General features: G+C 61.0%; 11 protein-coding genes and 1 pseudogene. 6 read left to right on the top strand and 6 right to left on the bottom strand.

Annotation, left to right across the window (positions count from 1 at the left end; translation table 11 throughout):
* Positions 1 to 186 precede the first annotated feature (186 nt).
* Complete coding sequence (locus Q4G20_RS06040) at positions 187 to 5478, top strand: ExeM/NucH family extracellular endonuclease (protein ID WP_303342497.1); 5292 nt, start codon at positions 187 to 189, stop codon at positions 5476 to 5478.
* A 24-nt stretch (positions 5479 to 5502) separates the two neighbouring features.
* Positions 5503 to 6078 (top strand): hypothetical protein, encoded by a 576-nt coding sequence (locus Q4G20_RS06035; protein WP_303342496.1) that lies wholly within the window; start codon positions 5503 to 5505, stop codon positions 6076 to 6078.
* 127 nt (positions 6079 to 6205) lie between these two features.
* Here Q4G20_RS06035 and Q4G20_RS06030 read toward each other — a convergent pair whose 3' ends face one another.
* The gene (locus Q4G20_RS06030) at positions 6206 to 7279 is read right to left on the bottom strand and encodes a glycine betaine/L-proline ABC transporter ATP-binding protein (RefSeq protein ID WP_303342495.1); all 1074 of its coding nucleotides are present in this window, start codon (positions 7277 to 7279) and stop codon (positions 6206 to 6208) included.
* Entirely contained in the window at positions 7272 to 8132 is an 861-nt protein-coding gene (locus tag Q4G20_RS06025; protein WP_303342670.1) for a proline/glycine betaine ABC transporter permease, read from the bottom strand. Before Q4G20_RS06025 ends, Q4G20_RS06030 begins: the two co-directional genes overlap by 8 nt.
* A gap of 168 nt (positions 8133 to 8300) precedes the next feature.
* On the opposite strand from Q4G20_RS06025, the pseudogene Q4G20_RS06020 reads away from it, so the two are divergent.
* Positions 8301 to 8399, top strand: a pseudogene (locus Q4G20_RS06020) (methionyl-tRNA formyltransferase); the annotation flags it as partial.
* 11 nt (positions 8400 to 8410) lie between these two features.
* Here Q4G20_RS06020 and Q4G20_RS06015 read toward each other — a convergent pair.
* Complete coding sequence (locus tag Q4G20_RS06015; RefSeq protein ID WP_303342494.1) at positions 8411 to 9424, bottom strand: ABC transporter substrate-binding protein; 1014 nt, start codon at positions 9422 to 9424, stop codon at positions 8411 to 8413.
* A gap of 196 nt (positions 9425 to 9620) precedes the next feature.
* Here Q4G20_RS06015 and Q4G20_RS06010 point away from each other — a divergent pair, with 196 nt between their 5' ends.
* The 3 genes from Q4G20_RS06010 to Q4G20_RS06000 all read left to right on the top strand — a co-directional run bounded on the left by Q4G20_RS06010 (position 9621) and on the right by Q4G20_RS06000 (position 12667).
* Positions 9621 to 10631: a TRAP transporter substrate-binding protein gene (locus Q4G20_RS06010; protein ID WP_303342492.1), complete on the top strand. Its 1011-nt coding sequence runs from the start codon at positions 9621 to 9623 to the stop codon at positions 10629 to 10631.
* An 87-nt stretch (positions 10632 to 10718) separates the two neighbouring features.
* Positions 10719 to 11345, top strand: a complete 627-nt coding sequence (locus Q4G20_RS06005; protein ID WP_303342491.1) for a TRAP transporter small permease — start codon at positions 10719 to 10721, stop codon at positions 11343 to 11345.
* The gene (locus Q4G20_RS06000; protein WP_303342490.1) at positions 11342 to 12667 is read left to right on the top strand and encodes a TRAP transporter large permease; all 1326 of its coding nucleotides are present in this window, start codon (positions 11342 to 11344) and stop codon (positions 12665 to 12667) included. Before Q4G20_RS06005 ends, Q4G20_RS06000 begins: the two co-directional genes overlap by 4 nt.
* A gap of 244 nt (positions 12668 to 12911) precedes the next feature.
* On the opposite strand, the gene mmsB is transcribed toward Q4G20_RS06000, so the two are convergent.
* From mmsB to chvE, 3 genes are read right to left on the bottom strand one after another with little or no spacing between them, the layout of a single operon-like run.
* The gene (gene mmsB / locus Q4G20_RS05995; protein WP_303342489.1) at positions 12912 to 14114 is read right to left on the bottom strand and encodes a multiple monosaccharide ABC transporter permease; all 1203 of its coding nucleotides are present in this window, start codon (positions 14112 to 14114) and stop codon (positions 12912 to 12914) included.
* A gap of 12 nt (positions 14115 to 14126) precedes the next feature.
* On the bottom strand, positions 14127 to 15656 hold the full coding sequence (gene mmsA / locus Q4G20_RS05990; RefSeq protein WP_303342488.1) for a multiple monosaccharide ABC transporter ATP-binding protein: 1530 nt from the start codon (positions 15654 to 15656) through the stop codon (positions 14127 to 14129).
* Between the two features lie 47 nt (positions 15657 to 15703).
* Positions 15704 to 16759 carry a multiple monosaccharide ABC transporter substrate-binding protein gene (gene chvE / locus Q4G20_RS05985; RefSeq protein WP_303342487.1) on the bottom strand — a complete coding sequence of 352 codons (1056 nt, stop codon included), beginning with the start codon at positions 16757 to 16759 and terminating at the stop codon, positions 15704 to 15706.
* Positions 16760 to 16786: the final 27 nt, after the last annotated feature.

Raw genomic sequence — 16786 nt, 5'->3', positions numbered from 1 at the left:
CGCATCTGGCACAACTTTGTCCCACCTGCCAACCAGCCCTTTCATCTTGGTAAAAATATCCCACGGGGGTCCGGGGGTGTGAAACCCCCGGCGCTCTCTCCTCAGCACCACCCTATCCCTGTAACGGAACCGTTACGAAACAGGGTTAACCACTGTAAAGACACCACCCTGTGCTGAGGCAAACACATGTCGAATTTGATGATTACCGGCGTCGTTGATGGTCCCCTGACCGGCGGAACCCCAAAAGCGATTGAATTTTATGCGTTAAACGACATTGCCGATTTGTCGGTCTATGGCGTGGGATCGGCCAATAACGGCACCGGATCGGACGGGATCGAATTTACCTTCCCGGCGGTGTCGGTCGCGCGGGGAACGCATCTGTATCTGGCCAGCGAAGCGCCGCGCTTTACCGAATTTTTCGGCTTTGCCCCTGATTTCGTCAGCGCGCGTGCGGCGGCGATCAATGGCGATGATGCGATTGAATTGTTTCTGAACGGCACGCTGGCCGACAAATTTGGTCAGGCGACCCATTCCGGCGCGATTGCGTGGAATTACATGGATGGCTGGGCTGCGCGCCATCCGGGCAGCCAGCCCAGCCCGGTGTTTGACATCAACGAATGGTCGTTTTCGGGCATCAACGCATTGGACAACACCACGTCGAACGCGACCGCGCCTGTGCCGTTTCCGCTGGCCGCCCATACCGCGCCGCAAGCTCTGCTGATTAACAAAGTGCTGGGGTCCACCGTTGGCCCGGACAGCGAATTTATCGAACTGATCGGCCAGCCGGGGCAGTCGCTGGATGGGTTCAGCATCATCATCACCGAATCGCGCAGCGGCGCGAATAACGGCCGGATTGACGGGCGTGTGGACCTGAGCGCCGACCATATCATCGGCGATAACGGGTTTTTCCTGATCGCCAATGCACTGGCCGAAACGACCTATGGCGTGATTGCGAACGCCTCGATCCCCGGCGATTTTATTAAAAACAGCAGCTACACCGTGGCTTTGGTGGAAACCGCGTCGCTGACCGGCAACCGCGTCACGGGGGCCGAGGTTGTGACCGACGCCATCGGCATTCGCGGCGGCGACAGCGGCCCGGTGTTCCAGTTCGGCGCGCCCGTGGTGGGGCCGGATGGCACCTTCCTGCCCGCCGGGGCGATCCGGGTTCAGGACGGCGTTTCGACGGGTCAGGCGTCCGATTTCATCATCGCGGATTTCAACAACAACGCCGAAATCAACAACCCGCGCGCGGGCACCTATGCTGTGGATGTGGACGCCTATCGCGCGGTGTTTATCCATGACGTGCAGGGCGAAACCAATCTGGCGGATGGCGAACTGGTCGGCGTGCCGGGGGCGGCCGACGAAAGCCCGCTGCTGAACGAACTGGTGCGCGTGCAGGCGGTTGTCACGCAACTGATGCCGGGCCTGAATGGGTTTTACATTCAGGAAGAGGACGCCGACGCCGACGACAACCCCTATACCTCCGAAGGTGTGTTTATCGCATCAACCGCCGATGTGCAGGTCGGTGATCTGGTCACGGTCAAGGGCCGCGTGGCCGAAGTCGGCGGCGAAACCCGCATAAATGCGGATGCCGTGACCGTGGATGCCGTGGATCAGGACCTGCCCTCGGCCACCGTCATTGAATTCCCGACCGCCACCGTGCTGCTGGATTCCAAAGGCGATTACGTCGCCAATCTGGAAATGTATGAAGGGATGCGCGTCACCATCCCGCAGGATATGACCGTCAGCGAATTGTTCCAACTGGACCGCTTCGGCACGATCCGCCTGACCTCGGACGGGCGTATTCCGACCTTTACCCAAACGAACGACCCCAGCGTCGAAGGCTGGGACCAATTCCGCAAAGACGTGGCGGCCCGGTCGCTGGTTCTGGATGACGGATCGAATGTGCAGAACCCCGCCGAATTGCAGGTGCCGTTTCTGGGCAATAGCGGCGTTCTGGCCGCGGGCAAACAGTTCCGCATGGGCGATGTGTATCGCGAACTGACCGGCGTTATGTCGTTTTCCCATGACAGCGCCGCATCCAGCGAACGCCCCGAATACCGCATCCATCAGCCGACCGACGGCCAGTTGATCCAGATGAACCCGCGCCCCGAAACCGCCCCCGAGGTCGGCGGCACGGTCAAGGTCGCGGCGTTCAACGTGCTGAATTACTTTACCACCTTGACCGGCACCACTGGCCCCGCAAACAACCTGTCGCCGCGTGGCGCGAACAATCTGGCCGAATTTGAACGGCAGGAAACCAAACTGGTCGCCGCAATCAACGCCATGGGCGTGGATGTGGTCGGCCTGCTGGAAATCGAAAACGACCCGTCGGGTTCGGCGTCGCTGATCGCGCTGACCTCGGCCCTGAATGCGGCGGGCGGCAATTGGGGCTATGTCGATGCTGGCCCGATGCTGAACGTGCAGAACGGCCCCATTGCGGGCGATGCGATCAAGAACGCGTTCATCTATAATCTGGACACCATCGAGCTGAAGGGCAACGTCGCTTACTTGGATGAATCGGTGGATGAACGGTTCCTGACCACCGGGATTCAGCGCCCGGCCATGGCGCAGACCTTTACCGAAAAAGCCAGCGGCGAAAGCTTTACCGCCGTGGTCAACCACCTGAAATCCAAAGGGTCGATCGCCTTGGGTGATCGCGATATGGGCGATGGTCAGGGCAACAACGCGAACATCCGCGCCAATGCCACGGCGGCACTGGTCGATTGGATCGGCACCGACCCGACCGGCACCGGCGAAGATAAGGTCGTCGTTCTGGGCGACCTGAATTCTTATTACAAAGAGGACGCGATCCAGAACCTGATCGCAGGCCCCGACGGCATCATCGGCACCGCCGACGATATGACCGATCTGGGAACGGCCTTTGAGCCGGGCGGCCACAGCTATGTGTTCGATGGCATGACCGGCACGCTGGATTACGCCATTGCGAACGCGGCGCTGATGCCATTCGTGACGGGCGCGGCGCATTTCGCGATCAACGCCGATGAACCCGATGCGTTTGATTACAATCTGGACTTTGGCCGCGACGGGTCGCTGATGACGGGCGATATTTACCGCGCGTCAGACCATGACCCGATCATCTTTGGTCTGGATTTCGGCGTGGCTCCGGTCACCTATACGCTGGAAATCCTGCATATGTCGGATCAAGAGGGCAACGGATCGTCGATCCGCTACGCTCCGAACGCATCCGCCGTCATGAACGCCTTGGAAATGCAGGCGGTCGCGGATTGGACTATCCGCCTGTCCTCGGGCGATGCGTTCATTCCGGGCGTGTTCTATGACGCATCGGCGGCGGTGTTCGGCTATGGCGGCATCGCGGATGTGCAGATCCAGAACGAATTGGGCTGGACCGCGATCACGCTGGGCAACCACGAATTTGACAAAGGCACCGCCGTTCTGGCCAATCTGATCAGCGGCAATGCCCCGGCCAATTTCAACGCCTTGGTCGGCAGCACGCTGGAAGGGCGCGACTTTACCGGCACCGATATGCCCTATCTGGCGGCCAATCTGGATGTGACCACCGACGCCAATCTGGCGCCCTTGGCCGTTGCAGGCGGTCAGGCCCCGATGGCGCGCAGCATCACCAGTTCCATCGTGGTTGAAAACGATGGCGAGATGCTGGGCATCGTGGGCGCAACCACGCCGACGCTGGCGCGGATTTCGTCGGCGGGCGGCGTGACCATTTCCCCGGTTTGGGAAGGAACGCGCCCCACGGATGCCGAACTGGACGCCCTGGCCGACATCATTCAGGCCGAGGTGAACAGCCTGCTGGACGCCAATCCCGGCCTGAACAAGATCATTGTTCAAACCCATATGCAGGTGCTGAGCATTGAGCTGGAACTGGCCTCGCGTCTGTCGGATGTGGATGTGATCATCGCGGGCGGGTCCAACACCCGTCTGATGGACGAAAACGACCGCCTGATTGACGGCGACGTGGCCCAAGGCACCTATCCGATCTTTGTCAGTGACAAAGACGGCCACACGACCGCCGTTGTGAACACGGATGGCAATTACAAATATGTTGGCCGTCTGGTTCTGGATTTCGATGAAAACGGCCGGATCATCGCCGACAGCTATGACGCGACTGTGTCGGGTGCCTATGCCACCGACGATCAGGGCGTTCTGGACCTGAACGCGGGCGACATGATCGACCCCGAGGTTCAGGCGATCGTCAACGCAATCGAGGCGCAGATCATCGCCACCGAAAGCAACGTGTTCGGTATTTCCAACGTCTATCTGAACGGCAACCGTGCGGGCGTGGCGGCGGATGGCAACCCTGACGGGGTGCGCACGCAGGAAACCAATCTGGGCAACCTGACGGCGGATGCGAATCTGGCCTATGCCCAAGGCTTTGACGAAACGGTCACCGTGTCGATCAAAAACGGCGGCGGTATCCGCGCATCCATCGGGGAAATCGTGGTTCCCGCTGGCGGCACCGATTATGAACGCCGTCCGAATGGCGAAATCCGCGACAGCGCGGGCAATATCGTGAAACCCGAAGGCGGCATCAGCCAGACCGATATTCAAACCGCCTTGGCGTTCAACAACGCGCTGTCGCTGTTGACGCTGACGCGGGCGGAGCTGGTCGCGGTGCTGGAACACGCCGTTGCCGCAGCCCCGGCGGCGGCGGGTCAGTTTGCCCAAGTCTTGGGCGTGCAGTTCAGCTTTGACCCGATGCGCGCGGCGGGGGATCGCATCGTCAGCGCCGCGATCACCGACGCCGACGGCACCGATCTGGATGTGCTGGTTGTGAACGGGTCGCTGGTGGGCGATGCCGCCGGGACGGTGCGGGTCGTGACGCTGGGCTTTATGGCCGATGGCGGCGACGGTTACCCCTTCCCGCAGGGGGCGGGCGTGAACCGCGTCGATCTGGCTGACGCCATGGCGGGCGAACGCGACGGCGCGGCGACCTTCGCCGATAACGGCACCGAACAGGATGCCTTTGCCGAATATCTGGCGGCGTTCTTTGCCACGCCGGAAACCGCTTATGATCAGGCCGATGGTGCCTATGGCAGCGACGACCGGATCCAGAACCTGCTCTATCGCGATGACACCGTGATCGACGCCCTGCCCGAGCCGGACCTGAACCTGATCATCGGCACCGCAGGCCGCGACAACCTGATCGGCACCGATGGCGACGATCTGATTGTGGGCGCGGGCGGCAATTTCGACATGCTGACCGGTGGCGCCGGGGCCGACACGTTCTATTTCGGGGACGAAGCCCTGAACGGCATCCGCGAACGGTCCACCATCATGGATTATGAGGTCGGCGTGGACAGCATCGCATTGGGTCACGGGGTTCAGGTCGCGTCGATCCAACAGGCCGGTGCGCAAGTGGTCGTGTATCTGAACGATCCGCTGGGCGCGCATGACGCCATCTATGTGCGCGGCGCGGGTGTGACGGTGGATAACCTGACCATCCTGACCGACTACGACAACCCGTTCGCCTTTGCCTAAGAACGCATTAACAAGGATACACCAATGTTTCGTTATCTTGCCGCTGCCCTGATTGCGCTGTTGCCGATGGGGATGTCCTCTGCCCAAGCCGCCACCGTTCCGGTGATCGACGCCCCGCTGGCGACCGCTGATTATGTCAGCTTTGCCGATGTCGGTGATGTCATGATCTGGGACGCGCCCAGCGTGGCCATGGATTTCGCTTATCAGGGCGATCTGACGACCGATCTGGCGTTTAATTTTGAACTGGCCGACCCGATGGGGACGGCCAGTGGCATCTTTGCGCTGTTCGACGGCACCGGCAATCTGGTGACGGCCGATCTGGTGTCGATCACGCAAGGAACCGATCTGCTGACGCTGGTCTTTGGCGGCATGACCGGCACGCGCGCCGCTGATTTCGGCACCGGAATCAAACTGACGTTGTTCTTCTTTGACGCCGTGGGCGACACGCCCCTGTCAGCCCTGCAAAGCGGCACCAGCTACGACGTGGCGCTGATGGCCGAAGGCATCCCCGCACTCGCCCCGGTCCCGCTGCCTGCCGGCGGCCTGTTGCTGCTGTCCGGTCTGGGCCTGATCGCGCTGCGCCGTCGCGCCCGCGCCTGACACCCCCAAAAACCAACAAAACCGGCGCACCCCCCGCGCCGGTTTTCCCATTCCGCCCGCCCCTTTCATCTTGGCCCAAATATCCCACGGGGGTCCGGGGGTGTGAAACCCCCGGGCAGCTATCCATTCAATCCTCGCTCTCGACTTCCGCCGGATTGACCATGGCGTCCAAAATCGTCGCCAGATCAATAATCCCGACCAATGCGCCATCACGGGTCACCACCCGCCCACGAGATACCCCCGCCCGCGTCATATTCCGCGCGACCAGATCCAGTTCATTGCGCGCGCGGACCACGAAATCGGGCATGTCCTGCCCGTCGGGCAGCGGATAGGCGACGGTTTCGGCGCGGATGATGCGGCCGCGGTTCACCTCGCGCACGAAACGGGCGACATAGTCATTGGCGGGGCGCAGAACGATGTCCTGACGGGTGCCGACCTGTTCCAGTGCGCCGTCACGCAGCACAGCGATTTTGTCGCCCAGACGCAGCGCCTCATCCAGATCATGGGTGATAAAGATGATGGTTTTGTGCAGTTCCTTTTGCAATTCCAGCAAAATTCCCTGCATATCCACGCGGATCAGCGGGTCGAGCGCCGAAAACGCCTCATCCATCATCAGGATTTCCGCGTCATTGGCCAAAGCGCGGGCCAGACCGACGCGCTGCTGCATCCCGCCGGACAATTGGCGGGGATAGCGATCTTCGAACCCCGACAGGCCCACACGGTCCAGCCAGTGACGCGCGGTGTCGCGGGCCTGCGCTTTGGCAACGCCCTGAATATCCAGCCCATAGGTGGCGTTTTCCAGCACCGTGCGATGCGGCAGCAGGGCGAATTTCTGAAACACCATGGCGGTTTTGCGGCGACGGAAGGCGCGCAATTCGGGCGCGGTCATCTGCGCGACGTCCTGGCCCTGAAACAGCACCTGCCCGGCGGTCGGCGCGATCAGCCCGTTGATGTGGCGGATCAGCGTAGACTTCCCCGACCCCGACAGGCCCATAATCACCGTGATCTGCCCCTGCGGAATGGTCAGGTTGATGTCATGCAGGCCCAGAACATGATTGAACCGGTCGTTCAGTTCGGTTTTCGACATGCCGTCGCGCACGGCCTGCACATGGCGTTCGCCATGGGGGCCGAAAATCTTATACAGATTGCGGATATGCAGATCGTGATCGGTGCTATCGGTCAGGATGGCGGGATCAGTCATGGCCGGCCTCTTGGTGTTTTTGCAGACGGCGGCCATAGGCTTGCGTGGCGCGGTCCATGATGATGGCAATGGCGACGATGGCCAGCCCGTTCATAATGCCCAGCGTGAAATATTGGTTGTTGATCGCTTGCAGCACCGGCTGACCCAGACCGCGCACCCCGATCATCGAGGCCACCACGACCATGGCCAGACTCATCATGATTGTTTGGTTCACGCCCGCCATGATGGTGGGCAGCGCCAGCGGCAATTGCACATCGCGCAGTTTCTGCCATGCGTTTGATCCGAACGCCTCGGACGCCTCTAACACATCGGCGGGGACCTGGCGGATGCCCAGATTGGTCAGCCGGATGATCGGCGGGATGGCATAGATCACCACCGCAATCACCCCCGGAATCCGCCCAAGGCCAAAGATCATCACCACCGGGATCAGGTAAACGAAGCTGGGCATGGTCTGCATCATGTCCAGAACCGGCGTCACGACCGCATTGGTGCGGTTCGACCGCGCCATGATGATGCCGATGGGGATGCCCACGACAATCGCCACCAGCGTGCAGACCACGACCATGGCAATGGTGCGCATGGTGTCATCCCACATCCCCAGATAACCAATCGCCATCATCGCCAGCACGCTGCCCAGAACGATGCGCCAATTGCGCGACATGCCCCAGATCATCGCAGCAAAGACCGCCAGAACCACGATCCACGGGCTGTTGATCAGCAGGTTTTCAATAAAAATCAGCAGCGATTGCAGCGGCTTGAACATCTGTTCCAGCGGTTCGCCCCAGACACGGGTGAAATCGCGGAACGCGCCGTCGATGGTCTGGCGCAAGGCGCGCAGATCGCCGCGGCTCATTTGTGGGAAGTCGTGGAAATCCAACGGGATTCTCCTGATGCGGGAATGGGCGACGGGGCCAGATGGCCCCGTCCGTTACGGTCATCGGCTAAGCTGGCTCGGCGGGGATAGGCCGGGGGCCAGCCCCCGGGCCCCCGGGATATTTATGCACAGAAGATCGAGGTTGCGATGCGCATTATATTCATGAGAACGCCTGATCTGTCTGTCCCGGCGCTGCGGGCAATTGCAGCGGTGCATCATCTGCTTTCGGTCTATTCCCAGCCGCCCTGTTGGGGGGATTACAGCGCGGCGCGGATGCGGTCCGCAACCTCGGGCGATACCCATTGCGTCCACAATTCCGGGTGGTTTTCCAGGAAATAATAGGCCCCGTCTTCGTTCGATGCCTGCCCTTGAACCATCCATGCCAGCATGTCGTTCACGGTGTCGTTGGTCCATTGTCGCGCGCGGACGTAATCCATGGCCACACCGGCCTTATCAGCAAATTCGGCGGTGACGGCGGTGTAAACATCCGATGTCGGCCATTCGGTCACCTGCGGGTCCAGACAATCGGCCTGCACCATGCAGTTGTCCCAGCGTTCGCGGTCATGTTCGGCCTGCAAATCCAGCCGCTTCATGTCGTAACGTCCCAAAATGGCCGTGGGCGCCCAGTAATAGCCCAGCCAGCCTTCGTCACGCGAAAAGGCCCGCGCGATCGCCCCGTCCAAGCCCGCCGACGAACCGGGGTCGATCAGGTCAAACCCGGCTTCATCCGCGCCTGCGCCCAGATATTGGTTGCGCGCGATGTGCTGACACGCCCAGCCGGACGGACAGCCGAAAAACGCGCCCCGGCTGGCGTCATCGGCGCCGGGGAACAGGTCGGGCCGCGCCAAAGCATCGGCCAGCGTCACGATGTTTTCCTGTTCCGCCAGCCATGTGGGGATCCAGATGCCTTCGACGCCGCCATCCGACAGCACCGGGGCAGCGATGATGATGCGGCCTTCGGCCACGGCGGCGTCCAGCGGTTCCTTGACCGCGTTCACCCATAATTCGGGGGCCATGTCGGGTTGGGCGCGTTCGTTCATCGACGTGAATGTCGGCATGGTGTCGCCGGTCACCAGTTCGACGTTGCAGCCATAGCCTTCTTCCAGGATAATCTTATCGACCCACGCCGCCAGCCCCGCCGACGCCCAGTTCATTTCGGCAATCGACACATCGCCGCAACGGTCGGCCGCCGCCGGGGCCGCCATGAATGGCAGCGTCAGCGCAAGGGCCGTCAGGGTGATTTTCGGGGTCAGGGGAAAGGTCTGCGTCATGGGGAATGTCCTTGCGATCGCGGTAAGTTACCCGCTAAAACGCTCTGCCGCCCAAGCAGTTCCCAAAAACGTGATATCGGGGCGGCCCGATGCCTTGTGTCACGTTTTTGTGACACTTGCGCGGGGGAATTTTGCGGCGCAATGATGGCGGCATAAATCATGTCCGCCCATGCGCCGGACCAACAGGAGGGAAACCATGTTCAATCTGAAGAAAGCCGCGAAATTCGCCGGTGCGGCGGCGATGATGGCGGTGTTGTCGGCGGTGCCGTCGCTGGCGCAAGATCCCATCGTGATCAAATTCAGCCATGTTGTCGCCCCCGACACGCCCAAAGGCAAAGGCGCGCAGCGGTTCAAGGAACTGGCCGAAGAATACACCAATGGCCGCGTCAGCATCGAGGTTTATCCCAACAGCCAGCTGTATAAAGACAAAGAAGAGCTGGAGGCCCTGCAACTGGGCGCGGTTCAGATGCTGGCCCCCAGTCTGGCGAAATTCGGCCCTCTGGGCGTGCCGGAATTCGAGGTGTTCGACCTGCCCTTTATCTTTGACGACTATGAATCGCTGCATCGCGTGACCAAAGGCCCCGCAGGCGAAGAATTGCTGGCCAAGCTGACCGATAAGGGCATCACCGGCCTTGCCTATTGGGATAACGGGTTCAAGGTCATGTCGGCCAACAGCCCGCTGCATACGGTTGACGACTTTCTGGGCCTGAAAATGCGCATCCAGTCGTCCAAAGTGCTGGAATCGCAGATGCGGGCCCTGGGCGCGCTGCCGCAGGTTCTGGCGTTTTCCGAAGTGTATCAGGCGCTGCAAACCGGCGTTGTGGACGGCACCGAAAACCCGCCCTCGAACATGTATACCCAGAAAATGAACGAGGTTCAGAAACACGCCACCGTGTCGAACCACGGTTATCTGGGCTATGCGGTGATCGTGAACAGCAAATTCTGGAACGACCTGCCCGACGATGTGCGCGCCGATCTGGACCGCGCCATGGATGACGCGACCGATTACGCCAACAGCATCGCCAAAGAGGAAAACGACAACCACCTGCAAGCGATGAAAGACGCCGGCACGACCGTGTTCTATGAATTGACCGCTGAGGAACGTCAGGAATGGGTCGATGAACTGATGCCGGTCTGGGCGGATTCGGCCAAACGCATTGGTCAGGCGACCATCGACACCGTGTCGGCGGCGGCGCGCGGTCAATAAAACACCCGCCGGACCGGCGCGCCCGGTCCGGCCACCCCATGGCGAAATGCCAGACGTATTTCATAAAAAATCAAGGGGGACTGGCGGATGCTCCGCATTCTCGACAGGATCGAAGAGATCCTGATTTCCGTGCTGATGGCCGCCGCGGTGCTGGTCATCTTTGTCGCGGTGACGCATCGCTTTACCGCCGGATGGTCGGCGGATCTGGTGCGCTATGCCCGCGCCAATGACATGCCGGAACTGATGGCCTATGCCCGCGATGTCTATCGCTGGCTCAGCGGGATCCGGCTGAACTGGGCGCAGGAATTGTGCATTTACCTGTTCGTGTGGATGGCGAAATTCGGCGCGGCTTACGGCGTGCGCATCGGCATCCATGTGGGCGTTGACGTTTTGTCGGAACGCCTGACGGGGCGGGCGCGCACGATCATGACGGCGATTGCCATGTCGGGCGGGATTATCTTCACCGCCATCATCACATGGATCGGCACGAAATTTGTCTGGCATGTGCGGCTGGGCGGGCAGGTGTCGCCCGATCTGGAATGGCCGATGTGGATCATCTATCTGGCGGTTCCCATCGGCTCGGCGCTGATGTGTTTCCGCTTTATTCAGGCGCTGCATCTGTTCCTGACCACCGGCGTCATCGTTCACCACGACCACGGTTCCGTGGACGGCATCGAAGACGAAGCCGAAATCGCGGCGGAGGGCAAATCGTGACCGCACTTATTATCTTTGCGATCCTGTCGGTTCTGCTGATCACCGGGATGCCGGTGTCGATTGCGCTGGGTCTGACGGTGTTCAGCTTTCTGTTCGCCTTTACCAATATCCCCATGGACAGCATCGCGCTGAAGCTGTTCACCGGCATCGAAAAGTTCGAAATCATGGCGATTCCGTTCTTTATTCTGGCGGGCAATTTCCTGACGCATGGCGGCGTGGCGAAACGGATGATCCGGTTTGCGACGTCTCTGGTCGGGCATTGGTATGGCGGTATGGGCATGGCGGCGGTTCTGGCCTGTGCGCTGTTTGCCGCGATTTCCGGGTCGTCGCCCGCCACCGTGATGGCCGTGGGGTCGATCCTGATTCCGGCCATGGTCAAACAGGGCTATCCGCCGCAATTCGGCGTGGGGTCGATTGCGACCGCCGGGGGTCTGGGCATCCTGATCCCGCCGTCGATTGTGATGGTGATGTATGCGGTTGCCACATCCGGGATGATGGCGTTCGGTCCCGATGGTCAGCCGGTCATGTCGGCATCCATCGGCACGCTGTTCATGGCGGGCGTGATTCCGGGGCTGATGCTGGCGTCGATGCTGGGGGCCACGACCTTCTGGCGGGCCTATAAGAACAACTATCCGCGGATGCCGCGCGCCAGTTTCCGCGAACGCTGGCAGGCGTTTCGCGAATCCGTCTGGGGGCTGATGCTGATCGTCATCATCATGGGCGGCATCTATGGCGGGATTTTCACCCCGACCGAGGCCGCCGCCGTCAGCGCCGTTTACGCCTTTGTGATTGCGGTCTGGGTCTATCGCGACATCAAGCTGCGCGATGTGCCGCGGGTGCTGCTGTCATCGGCCGCCATGTCGGCGATGCTGCTGTATATCATCACCAATGCCGTGATGTTTGCCTTCATCCTGACCAGCGAACAGATCCCGCAAGCCATGTCGGCTTGGATCGTTGATCTGGGTCTGGGCAAAATCGGGTTCCTGCTGATGGTGAACATCATCCTGCTGCTGATCGGCATGGTGATGGAGCCGTCCGCCATCGTTCTGATCATGGCCCCGATCCTGTTCCCGGTGGCCGTCCATCTGGGCGTGGATCCGGTGCATTTCGGCATCATGATGGTGGTGAATATGGAGATCGGGCTCTGCACGCCACCTGTGGGTCTGAACCTCTATGTCGGGTCCGCCATTTCGCGTCTGGGCCTGACCGAGGTCAGCAAAGCCGCCCTGCCCTGGCTGTTCACGGCGCTGATCTTCCTGGGGCTGATAACATACATACCCGACATATCGCTGTTCCTGCCGCGATTGCTGGGGATGATGTAAAGATGAAACCGGCGCCTATGTGGCGCCGGTTTTTTTGTGGCCGGGTTTTTTGGGGGGATGGCGCCGGGGGCCAGCCCCATGGGGGTGGGCGTTCGACGGGAAAGGCCGGGGGCCAGCCCCCGGACCCCCGGGATATTTGGGCCAAGATGAAAGAGGCGGGGTGTGTGATGTGGTTGGCGCATGAAAAAACCTGCCGCGCGTCGGCGTGGCAGGTTTGTGGTTTGGTGCGGTTGAGCCGAGGGGCTTAGCTGCCTTTGCTGCGGTTATACACGTCAAAGAACACGGCGGCCAACAGGACCATGCCTTTGATCATCTGTTGATAATCAATGCCGATCCCCAGAATGGACATGCCGTTATTCATCACGCCCATGATGAACGCGCCGACCACGGCTCCGATGATGCGGCCCGAGCCGCCGGACATGGACGCTCCGCCGATGAACACCGCCGCGATCACGTCCAGTTCCACGCCAAAGCCCGCTTTGGGCGTGGCCGTGTTCAGCCGCGCGGCAAAGATCAGGCCGGCAAGCGCCGCCAGAAAGCCCATATTCACAAAGGCCAGAAAGGTCAGCCGTTCGGTGCGGATGCCCGACAGTTTCGCGGCCTTTTCGTTGCCGCCGACCGCATAGATGCGCCGGCCAATCGTCGTGCGTTCCGTGATGAATGCATAGACCACCGTCAGCACCGCCATGGAAATCATCACATTCGGCAGGCCCCGGAACGACGACAATTTCCACGTCACAAACATCAGCGCCGCCGAGATAATCGCCGTGCGCGCCCAGAACAGGCCCAGCGGTTCGCCCTCGATCCCGTAACGGGCGTTGCGGGCGCGGCCTTTCAGCCCCATCCACACGATCAGGCAAGCCGCGATGACGCCCGCCGCCAAGGCCGTGCCATTGCCGCGATCCAGACCCAAAAGCGCCGGGATAAAGCCGAAGATATCCGGCACAAACCCCGTGGACAGCGCCTGAAAGCTGCCCGGAAACGGTCCGATCGACTGACCGGCCAGAAGCCACAGCGACGCGCCTCGGAACACCAGCATCCCCGCCAGCGTCACGATAAAGGATGGGATTTTCCAATAGGCGATGAAATAGCCCTGAACCGCGCCCACCGTCATGCCCATCAGCAGGCAGACCGGCACCGCGATCCCTACCGGCAGGCCCCAGCTGACGATCATCACCGCCGCAAAGGCCCCGATAAAGCCCATGACCGACCCCACCGACAGGTCGATATGGCCCGACACGATCACCAGCAGCATCCCCAAAGCCATGATGATGATATAGCTGTTTTGCAAAAACAGGTTGGTGATGTTGACCGGGCGCATCAGCGTGCCATTCGTCACGATCTGGAAAAAGATCATGATGGCGATCAGCGCAAACAACAGCCCGTATTCGCGGAGATGGCGGATCAGATAGCTGCCGATCCCTTCTTTTTGTGCGGCCTGAGCCATATGGCTGCCCCCTTATTCCGTCACGATCATCGACATGATGCGTTCCTGCGTCGCGTCCTGCGCCGCCAGTTCGCCCACAAAAGCACCTTCGTTCATCACATAGATCCGGTCGCACATGCCCAAGAGTTCGGGCAGTTCCGACGAGATCATCAGAACGCCTTTGCCCTGCGCCGATAGATCGTTGATAATGTTATAGATTTCGTATTTCGCGCCAATATCGATGCCGCGGGTGGGTTCGTCAAGGATCAGCACCTCGGGGGTGGTGAACAGCCATTTGGCCAGCACGACCTTTTGCTGATTGCCGCCCGACAGGTTGACGACGCGCTGCGTCACCGACGGCGTGCGGATGTTCAGCGCGCGGCGGTATCCTTCGGCGATTTCGGTTTCGCGGCCATCGTCGATCACGCCATGCGACGCCACGCCGCCCAGATTGGCCAGCGTGGTGTTGCGCAGGATGGGTTCGTCCAGCACAAGGCCCAGCGTTTTGCGATCTTCGGTCACATAGGCAAGGCCCGCAGAAATCGCGCGCGGCACGGTCGAGGTGTCCGCCGCCTGCCCGTGAATCCGCACCTGCCCCGAAATGTTGCGGCCATAGCTGCGCCCGAACACCGACATGGCCAGTTCCGTGCGCCCTGCCCCCATCAGCCCGGCGATGCCGACGACTTCGCCCGCGCGGATGGTCAGCGACACATCGCGGATCACCTGACGTTCGGCCTGTTCGGGATGCCAGACATTCCAGTTCTGCAGTTCAAACACCGTGTCGCCCGCGCGGCGCGGACGGTCGGGATAGCGGCTGGCCATGTCGCGGCCGACCATGGCGCGCACGATGGCGTCCTCGGTCACGGGTTCGGTGCGCGCGTCGATGGTGGTGATGGTCGCGCCGTCGCGAATGACGGTCACGCTGTCGGCCACGGCGCGCACTTCGTTCAGTTTGTGGCTGATGATGATGCAGGTGACGCCCTGCGCGCGCAGTTCCAGCAGCAGATCCAGCAAAGCGCGGCTGTCGGATTCCGACAGCGCCGCCGTGGGTTCGTCCAAAATCAGCAGGCGCACGTCTTTTGACAGCGCCTTTGCGATTTCGACCAGCTGTTGTTTGCCGACGCCCAGCTTATCGACCTGCGTTCCCGGCGTTTCCGACAGGCCGACCTTGCCGAGCAGGGTTTCGGTCTGGCGGAAGGTTTCGGTCCAGTCGATCACGCCGCCTTGCGCGCGTTCATTGCCCAGAAAGATGTTTTCGGCAATCGACAGAAGCGGCACCAAGGCCAGTTCCTGATGGATGATGATGATGCCCTGATCTTCGCTGTCGCGGATCGACTGAAATTGCGCGGTTTTCCCGTCATAGAGAATCTCGCCGTCATAGCTGCCATGGGGGTAAACGCCCGACAGCACCTTCATCAGCGTGGATTTTCCTGCGCCGTTTTCGCCACAAATGGCGTGGATTTCACCGGCGCGGACCCGCAGGTTCACACCGTCCAGCGCACGAACGCCGGGGAATGTTTTGATAATGTCCCGCATTTCCAGCAGGATGTCTGTGTCTGTCATGAACCGCCCCAAAGCGAGGGGGCCGCGCAGTGGCGGCCCCGGCCATCTTATTGCAGTTGGTCTTTGGTATAGTAGCCGGATTCGATCAGGATTTCTTCCCAGTTCGACCCGTCCACGGCCACCGGCTCCAGCAGGTAAGCGGGAATGACCTTGACGCCGTTGTCATAGGTTTCGGTGTCGTTGATTTCCGGCTCGCCGCCTTTCAGCATGGCGTCCACCATGCCGACGGTGACGCGGGCCAGTTCGCGGGTGTCTTTGAAGATGGTGGCGTATTGTTCGCCGGCCAGAATCGACTTCATCGACTGCACTTCGGCGTCCTGACCCGACACGATCGGCATCGGCAGATCGCCCGAACCGTAACCGACGCCTTTCAGCGACGACAGAATGCCGATCGACAGCCCGTCATAGGGCGACAGAACCGCGTTCACCTGTTTGTCGGTGTAATTCGCCGACAGGATGTTATCCATCCGTGCCTGCGCGGTCGCCGGGTCCCAACGCAGCGTGCCGACGCGGTCCATGCCCGTCTGGCCCGACTGCACGACAATGTCGCCCGCGTCGATCATCGGCTGCAACACCGACATCGCGCCGTCATAGAAGAAATAGGCGTTGTTGTCGTCCGGGCTGCCGCCGAACAGTTCGACATTCCACGGTTTCACATCCGGGAAGCGTTCGTTCAGACCCTGCACCAGCGTGTTGGCCTGCTGCACGCCGACCTGAAAATTGTCAAAGGTGGCGTAATAATCCACGTCGCCGGTGCCGCGGATCAGGCGGTCATAGGCGATGACTTTGATATCGGCGGCTTTGGCATTGGCCAAGGCGTTCGACAGCGTGGTGCCGTCGATGGCGGCGATGATCAGCACGTCCACGCCTTTGGTGATCATATTCTCGACCTGCGCCAGCTGGTTGGGAATATCGTCTTCGGCATATTGCAGATCGGTTTTGTAACCGGCGGCCTCGAATTGTTTGACCATGTTGTTGCCGTCGTCGATCCACCGGGCCGAGGATTTCGTCGGCATCGAGATCCCCACGGTTTCGGCCAGAACCGGAGTGGCCAGCAGGCTGACGCCCATCGTCAGGGCGGCCAGTGTCGTTTTGATTTTCATATTATCGCTCCCAGTTGTCGGCGCGAG

This window comes from Paracoccus sp. (in: a-proteobacteria) (assembly GCF_030538495.1).
Taxonomy (GTDB): domain Bacteria; phylum Pseudomonadota; class Alphaproteobacteria; order Rhodobacterales; family Rhodobacteraceae; genus Paracoccus.
This window is presented reverse-complemented; position numbering and strand designations above follow the sequence as displayed.